The 14,844-nt window shown below is 61.9% G+C and carries 18 protein-coding genes; 12 read left to right on the top strand and 6 right to left on the bottom strand.

Annotated elements, in window-relative coordinates; genetic code table 11:
* The first annotated feature begins 7 nt into the window (after window positions 1-7).
* From HT585_RS04895 to HT585_RS31670, 6 genes are all read left to right on the top strand, one after another.
* A complete protein-coding gene (locus HT585_RS04895; RefSeq protein ID WP_176351857.1) occupies window positions 8-1,570 on the top strand; it encodes a Na+/H+ antiporter subunit D in 1,563 nt (520 codons plus the stop codon).
* A complete protein-coding gene (locus tag HT585_RS04900; protein WP_176352187.1) occupies window positions 1,570-2,043 on the top strand; it encodes a Na+/H+ antiporter subunit E in 474 nt (157 codons plus the stop codon). The genes HT585_RS04895 and HT585_RS04900 overlap by 1 nt, the downstream gene beginning before the upstream one ends.
* Window positions 2,040-2,423 (top strand): cation:proton antiporter, encoded by a 384-nt coding sequence (locus tag HT585_RS04905; protein ID WP_176351858.1) that lies wholly within the window; start codon window positions 2,040-2,042, stop codon window positions 2,421-2,423. The genes HT585_RS04900 and HT585_RS04905 overlap by 4 nt, the downstream gene beginning before the upstream one ends.
* Entirely contained in the window at window positions 2,423-2,782 is a 360-nt protein-coding gene (gene mnhG / locus HT585_RS04910) for a monovalent cation/H(+) antiporter subunit G (RefSeq protein ID WP_176351859.1), read from the top strand. Before HT585_RS04905 ends, mnhG begins: the two co-directional genes overlap by 1 nt.
* 403 nt (window positions 2,783-3,185) lie before the next feature.
* Window positions 3,186-3,617, top strand: coding sequence for a Ros/MucR family transcriptional regulator (locus tag HT585_RS04915; RefSeq protein ID WP_065782210.1), 432 nt, complete (start codon window positions 3,186-3,188; stop codon window positions 3,615-3,617).
* A 249-nt stretch (window positions 3,618-3,866) separates the two neighbouring features.
* Entirely contained in the window at window positions 3,867-4,316 is a 450-nt protein-coding gene (locus HT585_RS31670; RefSeq protein WP_246707569.1) for a helix-turn-helix domain-containing protein, read from the top strand.
* 208 nt (window positions 4,317-4,524) lie between these two features.
* On the opposite strand, the gene HT585_RS04925 is transcribed toward HT585_RS31670, so the two are convergent.
* From HT585_RS04925 to HT585_RS04935, 3 genes are all read right to left on the bottom strand, one after another.
* Window positions 4,525-4,947, bottom strand: a complete 423-nt coding sequence (locus HT585_RS04925; RefSeq protein ID WP_176351860.1) for a SufE family protein — start codon at window positions 4,945-4,947, stop codon at window positions 4,525-4,527.
* A gap of 193 nt (window positions 4,948-5,140) precedes the next feature.
* Window positions 5,141-5,875, bottom strand: a complete 735-nt coding sequence (locus tag HT585_RS04930) for a hypothetical protein (protein ID WP_176351861.1) — start codon at window positions 5,873-5,875, stop codon at window positions 5,141-5,143.
* Between the two features lie 209 nt (window positions 5,876-6,084).
* Window positions 6,085-6,540, bottom strand: a complete 456-nt coding sequence (locus HT585_RS04935; protein ID WP_176351862.1) for a DUF5330 domain-containing protein — start codon at window positions 6,538-6,540, stop codon at window positions 6,085-6,087.
* A 636-nt stretch (window positions 6,541-7,176) separates the two neighbouring features.
* Here HT585_RS04935 and HT585_RS04940 point away from each other — a divergent pair.
* The 3 genes from HT585_RS04940 to HT585_RS04950 all read left to right on the top strand — a co-directional run bounded on the left by HT585_RS04940 (window position 7,177) and on the right by HT585_RS04950 (window position 10,209).
* On the top strand, window positions 7,177-8,754 hold the full coding sequence (locus tag HT585_RS04940) for a sensor histidine kinase (RefSeq protein ID WP_176352189.1): 1,578 nt from the start codon (window positions 7,177-7,179) through the stop codon (window positions 8,752-8,754).
* Entirely contained in the window at window positions 8,726-9,691 is a 966-nt protein-coding gene (locus HT585_RS04945) for a peptidoglycan-binding domain-containing protein (protein ID WP_176351863.1), read from the top strand. Before HT585_RS04940 ends, HT585_RS04945 begins: the two co-directional genes overlap by 29 nt.
* A 158-nt stretch (window positions 9,692-9,849) precedes the next feature.
* A complete protein-coding gene (locus HT585_RS04950) occupies window positions 9,850-10,209 on the top strand; it encodes a DUF1491 family protein (RefSeq protein WP_176351864.1) in 360 nt (119 codons plus the stop codon).
* A 79-nt stretch (window positions 10,210-10,288) separates the two neighbouring features.
* On the opposite strand, the gene HT585_RS04955 is transcribed toward HT585_RS04950, so the two are convergent.
* On the bottom strand, window positions 10,289-11,359 hold the full coding sequence (locus tag HT585_RS04955) for a DUF2336 domain-containing protein (RefSeq protein ID WP_176352190.1): 1,071 nt from the start codon (window positions 11,357-11,359) through the stop codon (window positions 10,289-10,291).
* A 294-nt stretch (window positions 11,360-11,653) separates the two neighbouring features.
* On the opposite strand from HT585_RS04955, the gene HT585_RS04960 reads away from it, so the two are divergent.
* The 3 genes from HT585_RS04960 (at window position 11,654) to HT585_RS04970 (ending at window position 13,320) form a co-directional block, all read left to right on the top strand.
* Window positions 11,654-12,397, top strand: coding sequence for an SH3 domain-containing protein (locus HT585_RS04960; protein WP_176351865.1), 744 nt, complete (start codon window positions 11,654-11,656; stop codon window positions 12,395-12,397).
* A 152-nt stretch (window positions 12,398-12,549) separates the two neighbouring features.
* A complete protein-coding gene (locus HT585_RS04965) occupies window positions 12,550-12,834 on the top strand; it encodes a hypothetical protein (protein ID WP_176351866.1) in 285 nt (94 codons plus the stop codon).
* Between the two features lie 312 nt (window positions 12,835-13,146).
* Window positions 13,147-13,320 (top strand): hypothetical protein, encoded by a 174-nt coding sequence (locus HT585_RS04970; RefSeq protein WP_176351867.1) that lies wholly within the window; start codon window positions 13,147-13,149, stop codon window positions 13,318-13,320.
* 264 nt (window positions 13,321-13,584) lie between these two features.
* On the opposite strand, the gene HT585_RS04975 is transcribed toward HT585_RS04970, so the two are convergent.
* Window positions 13,585-14,130, bottom strand: coding sequence for a DUF1254 domain-containing protein (locus HT585_RS04975; RefSeq protein WP_176351868.1), 546 nt, complete (start codon window positions 14,128-14,130; stop codon window positions 13,585-13,587).
* Complete coding sequence (locus HT585_RS04980; protein ID WP_176351869.1) at window positions 14,123-14,710, bottom strand: DUF1214 domain-containing protein; 588 nt, start codon at window positions 14,708-14,710, stop codon at window positions 14,123-14,125. Before HT585_RS04980 ends, HT585_RS04975 begins: the two co-directional genes overlap by 8 nt.
* Window positions 14,711-14,844 lie beyond the last annotated feature (134 nt).

Raw genomic sequence — 14,844 nt, forward strand, 5'->3', positions numbered from 1 at the left:
CAGACCCATGGCCGTTTCAACTTCACCCCCCGCCGATCTTTCTGCTGCCCTCGTTCTCGAGCCGGTTGCGGCAGCCGATTGGCTGGTGATCCTTCCGGTTGCCTGGTGCCTGGCGATCGGCGCGTTGCTCGTCATGCTGCGCCGGCCGATCGGCCTGCATCCGTTCATCGCCATTGCGGGCCTTGCGGGCCTGGTGGTGATCGACGCGTTGCTTTTGCACCATGTGATCGTGAGCGGCCCGGTGACGATGGTGATGGGGCGTTGGCTGCCGCCTTTCGGCATCGCCTTCACCGTCGATCTCACCGGCGCACTGTTTGCACTTGCGGCGTCCGTCGTGGCGCTCGCCGGCGGCGTCTACTCGCTCTGCGACATCAATGACAGCGGCCGGCGATACGGTTTCTATCCTTTCCTGATGCTGCTGATGGCCGGCGTCTCCGGTGCGTTTCTGACCGGCGACATCTTCAATCTCTACGTCTGGTTCGAGGTGTTGCTCATCTCGTCCTTCGGCCTGATCGTGCTCGGCTCCGAGCGCGAGCAGATCGATGGCGCGGTGAAGTATGGTTTCCTCAACCTCGTCGCAACGACGCTGTTCCTGGTCGCCACCGGCTATCTCTATGCAAGCTTCGGAACGCTCAACATGGCCGACATCGCCCGCAAGGCGGAAGGCCTGCGCGGTACCGCGCCGTTGATGACACTGACAGCATTGTTTCTGCTGGCCTTCGGGATGAAGGCGGCCGCATTCCCCGTCAACTTCTGGCTGCCGGCGTCCTATCACACGCCGCGCGTCGTCGTGTCGGCACTCTTCGCCGGTTTGTTGACCAAGGTCGGCATCTACGCGCTGATCCGCGTGACAGTGATGCTTTTGCCGATGGAGCGGGAAGAACTCAGCTTCGTCATCGCGGTGGTTGGGGCGTTGACAATGCTCGTCGGTGTGTTCGGAGCGCTCGCACAGTCGGATTTCCGCCGCATGCTCGGCTATCTCGTGATCTCCGGCATTGGTTCGATCCTTGCGGGCATCGCCGTTGGCGGGCCGGGAGGCATCGGCGGCGCGATCTTCTATGCACTGCATTCGATGCTCGTCATGACCGCGCTCTACTTCGCCTCGGGTGTCGCAGCGAAGCTTGGCGGCAGCTTCTCGCTGTCGTCGCTTTCAGGTCTTTACCGCCGCCACGCGGGCTTTGCCGCGATCAGCCTGATGCTCGCCTTTGCCGTGTCCGGCCTGCCGCCGTTCTCGGGCTTCTGGCCGAAGGTCATGCTGGTCAAGGCAGCACTCGACATCGGCGCCTGGTGGCTTGCAGCGGCATTGCTCGTCACCGGCTTCCTGACGACGATCGCGACCGGCCGCTTCTTCCTGCTTGCTTATTGGCGGGACACGGCCGGAGGGCAGGGGGCAGCGGACGAGGCGCAGATCCCGGTGGCCATTCTCCTGCCGTTGGGCGTGCTGACGCTGCTGACGCTTGCGATCGGCCTTTATCCCGAACCACTGCTGGCAACGATCCAGAGCGCAGCCGCCGGCCTCTCCGAACCGTCATCATATCTGAACTCGGTCTTCCCGGGAGCCGCCCGATGATCAAGTTCCTCTGGATCAATCTGGTCTTCACCGCGATCTGGGCCGCGATCAGTGGCAGCCTCAGCGTGCCGAACCTGTTGCTTGGCTTTTCCGTCGGCGCACTGTCCCTGTGGCTGATCCGGCGCGAGTTGCGGCCTGTCACCTTTCCGGTTCGGCCGCTGAAGATCCTGCTGTTGACCGCGTTGTTTTTCAAGGAACTGGCGGTTTCGGCGACCAAGGTCGCGTTCATGGTCGTCCAGCCGAAAATGCGGCTGAAGCCGGGCATCTTCTCCTACCCGCTGACCGTCAAGAGCGACTTCGAGATAGCGCTGCTGGCCAACCTCATCACGCTGACGCCGGGTACACTTTCCGTCGACGTCTCCGAGGATCGCAAGACCCTCTATGTTCACGCCCTCGATTGTGCGGATCCCGGCGGCCTCAGGCGCGATATTGCCAATGGTTTCGAACGTCGGATCAAGGAGGCATTCGAATGAAGCTGCCGGACCAGATACTTTCGGCCGCCACCGGCTTCGCACTTGTGCTTTTGTCCATGGCGCTGCTGGTGACCGTCTGGCGCATCATCCGCGGCCCGACGCTCCCCGATCGCGTTCTGGGCCTCGATATGCTCGTGGCAATCGCCATCGGTTTGATCGCGGTCGTTGCCATCCGCACCGGCTTCAATCTTTACATCGATATCGCCATTGCCCTCGGGCTGGTCGGCTTCCTTGCAACCATCGCCTTTGCCCGCTTTGTTCTGGCGCGCGGTCTGTCGCCGGAGAAGGGCGCGCTGGAGCAGGCTGCGCCAGATGCAGGCAAAGGGCCCCGGTCGTCGAAGGCGAAAGGTACCAGGCGCAAACGCAAGGGGGCACGCTGATGGAAGCGACCTTCGAGACGATCATCACGCTTTCCGTTGCCGTACTGCTTGTCGGCGGCGCCGTCTTTTCCTTGCTCGCAGCGATTGGCATCGTGCGCTTCCCAGACCTATACACCCGCATGCACGCGGCCTCCAAGGCCGGGACAGTTGGCTCGGGCCTGCTGCTTTTGGCCGCGGGACTGCACTCGCTCGATGTGGCAATACTGTTTCGGGCGTTGGCGGGATGCTTCTTCTTCGTACTGACAGCCCCCATTTCCGCCCATCTATTGGCAAAGGCCGCTCATCAGTCGGGTTACAGGCTGACAAAGCAGTCGGTCATAGATCAGCTTCCACAAAGGCAAGAGCCGCGCCGGCATTGAACGGCAACGTTTCTGGTTTTGTATTTCAGAACATTGCGATAGAACCCAACCACGTTAGCAATTTCGAAATAAAGTTGCTAACGACGGCCAAATTTATGTTTGGAATTTTCGCTGATCAGTGTTAATCGAGTAAATGTAAAGTGTCGTCGTGGAAAATACTTAGAGCTGAAATTCCAGCTTGAGTTGTGAATATTGGCTGTTGCTTTGAGAGGTTGGCTGTTCCAACGACTCGGCAATAGGTTTCGTGATCAAAATTCCAACTCTTGATATTGCGGCAAGAATTTGTCCTTGCTGTGCGATTGATGGTCTATCCCAAGGCAGCGAAGGCTTCCCGACGGCATTTGCATGTATTCCTCCCCCTGAATCATTTCGGGCTTGTGCTGAATTCCGATAGGAGAAAGAAATGACTGAAACAACGCTTGGCGCGAGCCATGAACTTCTGGTTGAACTGACGGCCGAGATCGTTTCCGCTTATGTCAGCAACCATGTCGTTCCGGCCGCCGAGCTCTCCACGCTGATCGCCGACGTCCATTCGGCTCTCAACAACACGGCGGCACCTGCACCGGTAGTCGTCCCCGTTGAAAAGCCGAAGCCGGCCGTCTCGGTCCGCAAGTCCGTTCAGGACGACCAGATCACCTGCCTCGAATGTGGCGGTACGTTCAAGTCGCTGAAGCGCCACCTGATGACGCACCACAGCCTGTCGCCGGAAGAATATCGCGAGAAGTGGGACCTGCCGACCGACTACCCGATGGTTGCTCCTGCCTATGCTGAGGCACGTTCGCGCCTTGCCAAGGAAATGGGCCTCGGCCAGCGTCGCAAGCGTCGCGGCAAGTAAGCAGGCCGCCGCCCATCGCCGTGATCACGCTTGGCGCTGGTTTGGTTTGAGGGGCGGAGCGTAAGATCACATAAAGGCCGGGCTGTTGCCCGGCCTTTATGTTTTTTGGCCTGGGAAAATGTGCCTATTCACGAAGCTCGGCTCTCGGAGCTGCGGCGTGATAGCGGGCCGAAAAGTGAGCGGAAAATTTCGTTGTCCCCCTTTCGATAAATGAGTATAGGAATTAGTTCCTATACAAGGGGTTTTCATATGGCCATTATCAAAGGCGATGCGCGAAATGAATATTGCCGCGGCGTGGTCCATCATCTCAAGACGGCCGCTTTGCCGACACGGCGCGTTGCGGCGATGCCGACCGGGCAGGGCGGCGCACGTGCGATGTGCACGCGGTTGACCTGCCGCCTCGTGCAAGATCTGACGGCGGACGCCGTGCTCCTGTCAGCCGACAGGCTGCCGCTATTTCGCGATGCAAGGCGTGCCAGGTGTCATGTGCGCCAGATCGCCATGTATGTTTGCCATGTCGTCCTGCAAATGCCGCAAAGCGAGATCGCCAACGCCTTCGAGCGAGACCGGACGACCGTCCGCCACGCCTGCTGCGTTGTCGAGGATCGACGGGATGTCGCCGATTTTGATGTATTCCTCGAGGCGATCGAGCGCTCGGTGGCATCTGCGTTTGCCGCGCAAATGGAACGAGACGAATAACTTATGCAAGCATCCACCGGTCGCGACCAGGGAGCGAGATGCATCCTGCGGCCGGGTGATTGCGCCGCGCGTCACGTTCAGTGTCCACAGGGCAATGTCAGCGAGTGGGCGCGACAAGGGCCGCGCTACCGACGCCTGTCGGTCGGCGGCGGCTCCTTATTCGTGCAAGGTTCGGCACTTGCTTGAAGCGATGGGAACGACCGTAACCTCAAGCGGCAAGGCGCGTTTCGGCTTCATTCTTGATCCGCCGGATCATCGAGCGCAGTCCGTTCGCGCGCTGCGTCGACAGATGCTCGATCAGGCCGATCTTGCTGAAAGTATCGATCGCATCCAGCCTGGCGATCTCCGAGGCATGCTTGCCGGAATAGATCGTAAGCACGATGGCGACCAATCCGCGCACGATGTGCGCATCGGATTCGCCTTCGAAAATCAACACCGGATCTTCCGGGTCGCCGGTCGCCTGGGTGGCGAGCCAGACCTGGCTGGCGCAGCCTTGCACCTTGTTCTCGCTGGTGCGCTTGGCTTCCGGCATCTCGGGCAGAGCCTTGCCAAGTTCGATCACATAGCGGTAGCGATCCTCCCATTCGTCGAGGAAGGCGAAGTCATCGATAATCTGGTCAAGCGTGGTCATGGTCCGGTCCGATTGTCGGCACCATCAGGCGGCGCCCGTCGCCGCTCGAGAGCGATGCCTCTACCGCGCGATCCTCGCCAGCCCTGAAGGCATCGCGATCGGCGTGACGTTCATATAGGCGATGGTAGCACAGATGAGAACCGCGAATCGCCACTCGGATGCATCAATGCGCAATTCGCTCGAAACTGCTGCGCTAGATCGAAACGCTTGTGGGAATTGTGACGGCACCGGCAGTCGCACCGGCTGTGCCTGCCGCGTCGAGAGATGCCATCGAGGTGGCGAGGGCATTGCTCGCCTTTCTCGCGTCATCCGCATCGTCGCCGGCGCCCTTGGCGCGCAGATCCTGCTCCGCCTTCCTCAGCACTTGCTTGAGCTGCTCGGCGAGCGCCTTGAACTCCGCCATCGTGCTTGCGTCGGAACGGTCCTGCGAGCCGTCGGAGCTGAACTCGCGATAGGCGCGCTCGGCAAAGGACGAAGGCTCTGTCTTGTCGTGGTCGTTGCCTTCTGCGCCTTCGGCGTTTGCCGCCTCGGCTGTACTTGCCTGCATCGCAGCCGTGGCGGCCGTTGTTGCTGCGGATGCAGCCCCTGCGGCAGCGTCGCCGCCTCCGCCCATCATACCGGTCGAGCCGCCACCGGCGAATTGCTGGGCGGCTGCGCCAAGCTGCCGCGCCAGCTGTTTTGCAAGCCTGGCGAGCGTCTCCGGGTCCGAAGCCCAAAACCGCAGCATTCGCAGCTGTTCCTTCAACTCGTCCAGCTTCTTCTTGGCCACGGCCTTGCGGCTGGCAGCGGTTTCGTCATCTGCGCGCAATAGATTGAGAAGAGGAGAGCCGTTCTTTTGCGCCAGCGGTGCCGCGTCGGTGGCGACTGGAGATCCGTTTGTGGTCGCACGTGTGGCGCCCACATTTGAAAAGAACCCGTATATCTGCATCGGGGCAGTCTCCGCTGAATGTGCGGGGACCTAAACAGCCATGTCTTGTGCGAGCCTGTCTCTGGACCGCTCTTCGGTTGCAGCCCGAAAAAGAAAACGCCGCGAGGGGATGGGTTCCTCGCGGCGGCCGCAAGAAGGCGGCAAGTCAGGCAGTGTCAAAGGATGTCTCGGCGGCGGTCGGGTCGACCCGCTGTCACCGGAAGAAATGCTTACTGGACGTGTGACGCCTTGGGGTCGAGGCGCTTTTCCGGAACCGGGGTGCGCTTGAAAACTGGAGCTGCATCCGCAGCGGTCTGCTCGATGGGAGCCGCGAGTTGGTCGGCGACCTCGGCCGCTTGGCCCACGGTTCCGGTCGTTACCTTGGCGTCGGGCTTGATCGCATCGGTTTCGGCGAACTGCGTGTCGAGGAACTCATAGGCAATGCGGGCGCCTTCACGAGCCCGATGGCCGAGAGCGACGAAGGTTTCAGCACCTTTCTCGCAGACCTCGGGCTTCTGGATGCAGATCGCACTGATATACTGGAAAGCCTCGTTGGCGGCAGAAAAAGTATCGCCGAGCTCGACCTTCGGTCCGTGCTCCAGCTTCTGCGCGCTCGACGGATCGAGGAACGGCAGCAGCACCAGTACCATCGAAAACCAGAATGTCGCCTTGATGAGAAACCACATGTTCTGCCCATCCTGTATTCGGCTGCCGCGCCCGCCGGTCTTCTAGCCGGTTTTTCCGCCTTCGGCATCCTGGAGCGCCGCGGTATCCCCTGATACCCGTTCACGCCCGCCGTCGTTTCCATGTGGACCGCCGTCTTTCGTCGTCCGGCCCTTTGTTGAGACAGACATTAGGCAGGGAATCACAAGACCGCTTTTCAAAAACCCGCAGCATTTGTTTCGAATTTTAATGAAATTCCCGATTTTGAGGATTTGCCGGGCATTTGTGTCGCATTTTAGCTTTTGCCGTTAAGGATCGTGGCGACGGGCCGCCGGCAAAGCCTGCAAGCGTGGGCAACGGCACCAGGTCGCCCTGCCCAAATCCTTAACAAGAGGCGGAAAATGCACGAAAATCCGTTGCTTACGCCCCGTTAACCACAAGAAATGAAGGTCGCACGAATTGCCTCAAAACGGGATTTTTCGAGGGTTTGGCGCCGTTTCGAGACTGTCCCGTTTATTCTTTCATTAAGCCGGGGATGCGAGATTCCGACATGTCACGAGGCAGTTCGAATGGCGGCCCGCATGAAGCGGAAAACGGTCACGCTCAGTCTCGCAAGAACAACAAATGTGGCAGGGTAAGGCGTGAGCGTATTGCGTGACATGGTTGGCAGATGGACGTCCCGCGTGGACGAGGCCGCTGCCCTATGGCTGCCCCGCCGCGAGGCCGGCTCCGCCGTCGGCCGCCGGGACCTCAAGCGTCTGCGCACGGTGGCTGCAGTGTCTCTGACCACGCTTCCGGCAGTCCCGCTTGCGCTCGCGCTCGCCATGCCCGTTTCTTCCGCATTGCCGCTCGGCACTGCGCTGTGGGCGTCCGCCTCGCTGCTGGCCGCTGCGGCTGCCATTGCGCGTGGGCGTGGCAAGCAAGGTGCCGAGACGCTTGATCTCGATGCGGCGACATACGAGCTTCCCGATCTTTCAGCCGCCTACGATCTTTTCGCCGGTCTCGTCACCGTGCACGACCTGCGCGGCAATGTTCTCTCCGTGCATGGCCGCGATGCCGCCGAACATCTGACGCTGATGCGCGACCCCGCTGGCCGCGGCTTCATCGAGCAGATCCACGTCTCCGACCGCATCACGTTCGTGAGCGCGATCGACATTCTGCGCCAGGGCGGCGAGCGGGCGACTGTCAACATTCGCATCGAACGCCGGTCGCAGCCGACGGAAGGCGAGCAATTCGTCCATATGTGCTGTGAGCTCGCACCGCTTCTCGATCGCGACGGCGGTCTGAAGGCGATCCTTGCGCAGTCGCGCGATGTCTCGCAGGAAGCGCGGCTGCGCGCCGAAGCGGCGGCGAGAACGGCGGAAGCGGAATCGGCAAACGATGCCAAGACCCGTTTCCTTGCCGCCGTCAGCCACGAGCTGCGTACGCCGCTCAATGCCATCCTCGGCTTCTCCGACGTCTTGACCGGCGAATACTTCGGCCGTCTGGAGAACGACCGCCAGCGCGAATATGTCAGCCTGATCCACCAGTCGGGCGAACACCTTCTGTCCGTCGTCAACACCATGCTCGACATGAGCAAGATCGAGGCGGGCCGCTACGAACTGGTTCCTGAACCCTTCCGCGTGGTCGAAGCGGTCTCCGCCTGCGAAGCAATGCTGTCGCATCAGGCGCAGGAGAAGGGCGTCAAGCTGGCAAGCCGCGTGACCCGCAACGTCGGCGAGATCAATGCCGACCAGCGCGCCTTCCAGCAGGTTCTCATCAATCTTGTCGGGAACGCCATCAAGTTCACCGATCAGGGCGGCATGGTGACGATCGACGCCGAGCTTGACGGTCCTTCCCTGAAGCTGACAGTCAGCGACACCGGTATTGGCATCGCCGCCGACAAACTGCAGATGTTGGGGCAGCCCTTCGTCCAGATCCAGAACGACTACACCCGCCGCTACGAGGGCACCGGCCTCGGTCTGTCGCTGGTCAAGGGGCTTGTGGCGCTTCACGGCGGCGAGATTTCGATCCGTAGCCGTGAACGCGAAGGCACGGTGATTACCGTCACTCTGCCTTGTGACGGCTCCGGCATCGTCGAGGCCAACCGCGAAGAACAACGCTCGGCCGTGACTGTCGAATTTCCGCCGCGGCTAAGAGATAACGACACGCAGGCGGTTGCCGATGGCGACCGATTCGAAAGGACCGGTTTGAACGAGGAACGGGGATATGGCGCCGCGCAAGCGAAAACAGCCTGAACGCAAGAAGGCGGCGCGTCCCGCGCCAGGCCTTGCCATGCGTGGGCTGGCTCTCGCCGGCCGAGGTGTTGCGCTTGCCGGTCGGCTGGTCGCCCGCCACCCCTTGAGTGCCGGCGGTACGGCTGCCTTTGCCGTTGTGTTCTCGTTCGTTGCCGCCAACGCCATGTGGTATCAGCACGGCTCACATCCATCACCTCTGCTTCGCACCCGCGTACCGCTTGTCAGCCCCGAGACGGCCGAGCGTATCGCCGTCGCCAAGGGCGCCGAGATCGAACCGCGCAATGTCACGACCTTCGTCATCAAGCGCGAGGGCGACAAGGACACTGATAACGTCGAAGACGTGATCGCAGCCGCCTCGTCCGAAGCGCCTGCCGAAAAGCCGTCGCCCGAACGGGTCGCCTCGGTACCGGACACGTCGGCTTCGCCGCTGGTAGCCGACATCCAGAAGGAACTGAACCGCATCGGTCTCTACGATGGCGTGCCGGATGGGCGCCCGGGTCCGCGCACGTCGGCCGCCATCCTGCGGTTCGAGAAACAAGCCGGGCACCCGCAGACGGGGATCGCGAGCGCTGAACTGCTGCGCACGCTGCGCGCCACGTCGGGCCCGAAGCTGGCAGCCGCCATGCCTGCAAGCCGGCCCTACGCCGACCCGAAACAGGCCGGTGCCGATGTCGATCCGGTTGCAGCCGCCATCCGTTCAGCCGAGACGGACAAGATGCTGATCCCGCGGGCCGAAATCCCCGTTTCCAGCGAACTGGTGCTGAACATCCAGAAGGGTCTGAGCAATCTCGCCTATGCCGACATCGTCGTCGACGGCGTTGCCGGCGATCAGACACGCGCGGCGATCCGCCATTTCGAGAAGCACTACCGCCTGCCGCAGACGGGCGAGCCCAATCCCAAAGTGCTGAAAAAGCTCAAGGAAATCGGCGCCCTCTGACGAGCCGTCGCAAGCAAAGTCAGGCAACCCAGGTGCCCGTGGCACGGCGTCTTCGATGTGTCGCACAAGCGTGCCAGCCAAGGACTTGGGAGGTCGCGGTGCTTCCTCGCCGCTCATCCCGGTTTGCAAGCCCGCCGCCGCACGTGTACAGCCTCTCCATGCGCCTCAAATCCCACATCTTCGTCTCTGCCTTGCTGCGCCGTGCCTTCGCGCTCGGCGGGTATGCGGCCGTCCTGCGCAAAGGGGCGGAGGACGCCGGCGCGATCTTCATCCGCCAGCGCACACGCATGGGGACCGAGACGCTGTTTGCGCCGGCACCGCAGAATTTTTTCGAAGACGACGCCGATACCGGCCGCAAGTTCGAGACGCGGCTGAAGGATCGCGACGGCGATGCGGTGGAGGATGCACTTGCCCGCGAAATCCGCTTCGATCCGGATTGCTGGATCGTCGAGATCGAACTGGATGATCGTGCCGATCTGTTCGATGTGGTGCCGGACGAGGGAAGAAGCCTCTCTTGAAGCAGCCGTCAGAGGCGCTAGGCTCTCCACTTGGAATGGAGTTCGCTCGGTCGCGCGCAGAGCTGGCTGCGACTGAAAACTATCGGCGGCCGAACACGCGTTGCGCTTTGGCGCCGCCGATGGCCTGGGCGACCTTGCGGATGGCGGGCTGACGGGCATCATTGGCGTGGTCGTCGGCGAGATAGCTCTGGTGCCGCACGGCGGGCGCCTCATCCCGCGCGTCCGACTGCAGCCATGCGTCAAGCCGCTCTCTGCTCGACTTCGGATCCATGGTGCCGGTCAAGGCTTCCGCACGGCTGACCCCGCCGATGCCCTCGGCGAGATGCGGATAGAGCGATTGCAGGACGAAGATGAGATCTTCGGTCGGGAGCGAAAGGGCAATCAGGCTCGTCGCCAGCTGTTGCCCGGAAACGTCGAGAAGAATGCGCTCGACCAGAGGGCCGCCTGCATCGAGCGCCGTCGCCAGCGCGCGCGAGAACAGAATGATCTCACCGCTCCTTGCAAAGCGCACCAGCAGGGCGCTGTGCAGTCCGCTAATCGGTACGATGGTGGACGCGATTTCGCGCGCACCAGCACGCGCAAGTGCCTTGATCTCGGCGCGCAAGCTCTCTTCCCGCGCGGTCCGATCTGCCTGGGCCTCGGCCTCCGGTTCGGCCGGAGCCGAGGGCGCCGCGGCCGGTCGTTGCTGTACGTCAGGGCGGGCGGAAAGGCCGGCGGGATTGTGGTGTTCGACCAGGGCATCGATGACGGACGGGGACAGGGCGGCGCGTCGCGCAATCGCGCTGGCATGCGCCGGGCTCTGCTGGCGTATGATGCCGATGAGCGTTCGATCCGAGAGCGCTTGCGAGCGGGTCAGGAAAATGGCGGCGATCGAGATCGGCATGCTGCCGATCAACGCTGCGACCGGCTCGGGAACATGGGGGCATTGCGACAGCGCGGCGGCGGCCTGACGACGCGCTTCGCTGCTGGAGCCGAGGAACAGCGGTTCGAACAATTCGGAAAACTGCTTCATGTCGGATTTGCGCGGAATTCGCAGGCTCTCGAAACCGCTGACGGTTGCCATCAGGACCACGTCCTTCAAGCGGCCCGTCTGTGGCCTTTCCAACTCACGAAAGCGATCCGTCACGATAAATCCTTGCACGCAAAACATGATTGCCATTGCCGGCGACCCGGAACGGCACACGTCACTAAAAATAAAAGAAAAGCGTTAGCGCACTGTTAACTATGGAGGTTGGGGCTTTATTCAGGCTTGCGGCGCGCAAGCGGCCGACGATTTTGTGCGGTTTCGACGGCAAAGCCCTGCTTGCTGTGGGTTCGACCGCCTCCAGCCTTAAAAAATCCACAAGCGGCTTTAAGTGATCGCGGTGACGGTGAAGGGTTCCGGACGCCCGCCGACGCAAGAAGGCTTAGTGAAGAGGGGCCTTCCGATGGGAGACAGCTTACTGTGAAGAAAATAGTGTTGCGCGCGGCCGCCATATGCGCGCTTTTCCTGGCGCCGGCGATCGCCGAGGCTGCAGAGGGATTTGCAACTGCCAACGTCAATATGCGGTCCGGTCCCAGCACGCGCTATCCGGCGGTGTCGATGATCCCGGCCGGCGAAGCCGTTGAAATTCACGGCTGCCTTGCCGATCTGCCCTGGTGCGACGTTTCCTTTTATGGTGGCCGCGGCTGGGTGGCTGGGCGCTATGTGCAGGCGAACTATCGCCGCAACAGGGTCTATGTCGAACCGCAATATTACCGACCGCTCGGTATCCCGACGGTGGTTTTCCAGTTTGATCGCTACTGGGACCGAAACTATCGCGGCCGTGATTTCTATCGCGACCGTGACCGGTGGCGCCGTGGGCCGGATTGGGTCGACGATAGCCGCCGCCCGCGGGACTGGGAGCGTCAACGCGACCGTGATCGCCGCGATTGGGAACGCGACCGAGCCCGGCAGGAGCGCGAGTGGACGCGCGACCAGGCGCGCGAGCAGCGCGAGCGGGATCGGGATCGCCAGAACTGGGAGCGGAACCGAAGAGATGGTGAACGTTGGGATGACCAGGCAGGTGGCGACAACCGCCGCGAATGGGAGCGTCGCCGCGATCGCGACGGCGTGCGCGTCCGGGAAGATTTCGAGGATGGTTATGGTGTCGTGCGCCCAGCCCCGGCCATTCGATGCCAGGCGATGGACCCATCCTGCGTAGAGTGATGTGCGTGATATCAAGAGCGCGGGGGGGTGCCCTCCCTTCGGACGGGCGGCCCTTCGGTCGCCCGTTTTCTTTTTCGCACGGGCTTTCGGCTTGCCGTCGGAACCATTGTTGTTTCGATGCGTTGAAACCGGGCAAGAGAAGGAGCGTTGCAATGGTAGAAAAAAAACTGCAGGCGGTGGCTGACACGGTCGAAAGTGAAGTGGAAGCATCGGCTGCCCGGGTCGAACTGGAGGCGCAGATTGCCGAGTTGCGCGCCGAGATTGGCCGACTGACCGAAACCGTTTCGGCGATCGGCACGGGTGCCAAGGCGGTGGTGCAGGGTGAAGCGGAATTGATGACGGAGCGGGTGCGCGAGCGGGTCCGCGAAGAACCGATTTCGACACTTCTGACCGTTGCCGGTGTTTCGTTCCTCTTCGGCCTGCTGTCCAGGCGCTAGCCGTCCCCCGTCCGCCGAAGCTGTTACCCCGGATACAGTGTTTTGTTTTTCCGGGGGACATACTGCCCCTAGGTTCGGGGCGCGGATGCGGCGTTAACCATCTGTTAACCAGCCTATGGCTCAATCGAAGCGGACCGTCTATGATTGGTCTGTACCACTCGAGCAAGCCGCAACCTCCGGGCGACCGGAAGAAGGAGAAGATGAGAAAAGCGCGCCTGTCCGGGTTATGCCTGGGAAAATGCGCTGGCCCCGAAAGGGCAGGGTGAAATCTGTACGGTAGTTCATCCGTCTCAAGCCTTTATGGAGACGAGCATGGCAGACGTGATCAGAATGCAGGACCGCAAGGTCCAAATGCCACCACGCAGGCCTCCGGTCATATCGGGCGGAGCGCAAGTGCTTTTGTTTACCGGCATCCGCTACGAGCGCCTCGACGGCCGCGACCCGCAGCCAACCGCGCCTGACGGACGTCGGATCAAGAAGCAGTAGGCTTCCAGCCACCGCCCATGTGTCGGCCCCATCGGCCGGCCTAAGCACGGCTTTGTTCGTGCCGACAACGCTCCGTATGTGCGGACGCGATCATCTTCTTCACGACATTTGAATAGAAGCGGCAAGGTTGAAGGTCGGATCTTCTGACGACCAGATTACGCGGCCCGATGCGTGATCGCTCTGGTTCGCTTGTTGCGATTTAGGGTCGCGTTTTTACATGACGTCGTTGTCGCGAAAATGCTGTCAGCTTTTGCGTGGCATGCGTCAGCGCCGGAACGGCTCGCAGCTTGATTCCGCCAGGAAATTCCGCACCTGGTCCTCGAAGCTGTCAAGCGGCGCCATGGCGCGCAGCACCGCATAGCCATCCTCTTCCTTCATCTCCACCATGATCGATTGCGCCAGGGCTTCCGGCGGCGCCTTGCGCAACTCCACCAGTTGGATCGGCGTCGCGACGACAAGATCCAGCCTGCCATTGACGGCGGTATGGTCGTTCATGCTGAAGACTTCGTTGGAACTGCTGTCGAAAACGGCGAGCGACCAGAAGGGAACGGAGCCGCTGGCGAGGAAACGCGCCGGTCCATCGGCGATGGAAAAGCTGCAAACCGCCGTTCGCAGGTAAGGATCGTCATTGCTGAGACCCGTCGGCCCAGGGGTGCTCGTCAAGGAAAAGAAGCTGTCCATCTCGAGAAGGCCGAGCACACGGGTGTAGGCGTCACGACCGGTAAACTGCGGCAGCACCAGCACGATGATGATGTGCAGCAGAGCCGCGCCCACGAGGCCGAGGATGGAAGCGAACAGAACACTACGCATCGCCGCATCCCGTTTTCACGATCTTCGGCATGGCGAGATCGATGAGGCCGGAGGAGCCTGCAGTTGGTGTATCGAGCAGTGTCAGGACGAGCCGGAAGGTGCCGGAATGTCGCAAGGCCAGCCAATTGTCCGGTTTGGCGTTCGGCGAGACATGGATGGTGAAGGAGCTGTCTTCGGCGCGCAGCACCGTCCAAGAATTGAGCGCTGCAGGCAGATCCGAGCCGGGGCGCAACGGGACGCCGTCGGCATTCGCGGCATAGAGCGTCCAGAACCGTGCCTGCGGCGTCATCCCCGAGACATCGTAGGAGCAGGCCGCGGAGAGCTTGTCCCCCTTGTCATCGACCTGGGCCATGAACATCAGCCCTTCGGCGCCGCCGTAGAGCAGGTCGCCGGCCCGGGCGCGGTGCGCCTTGGCATAGGGGTCGGCCTTCTCGGTCTGTGCCTCGGGAAAGGCAATCCACGGACCGATCGATATGGCACCGAAACCGACCGTCGCTTTCAGCGCCCAGACGGCCGAAGCGATGCCGCCGCCGAAGGCGATGGCAAGGGCAAGGGCGACGAGGAGGGGAATTCGGAACAATGGCGGCTCTATCGAATACGGTTGTGCATCGCCACGCGACGCAGCGCAGCCCATGTCTCGCCCATACGAGCGCGCGACGCAACGGCGATCATTGCGTCTACCTGGCCGCCAGCATCGATCCGGTCTCTCAAATA

It is taken from the genome of Ensifer oleiphilus (assembly GCF_013371465.1).
GTDB lineage: Bacteria > Pseudomonadota > Alphaproteobacteria > Rhizobiales > Rhizobiaceae > Ensifer > Ensifer oleiphilus.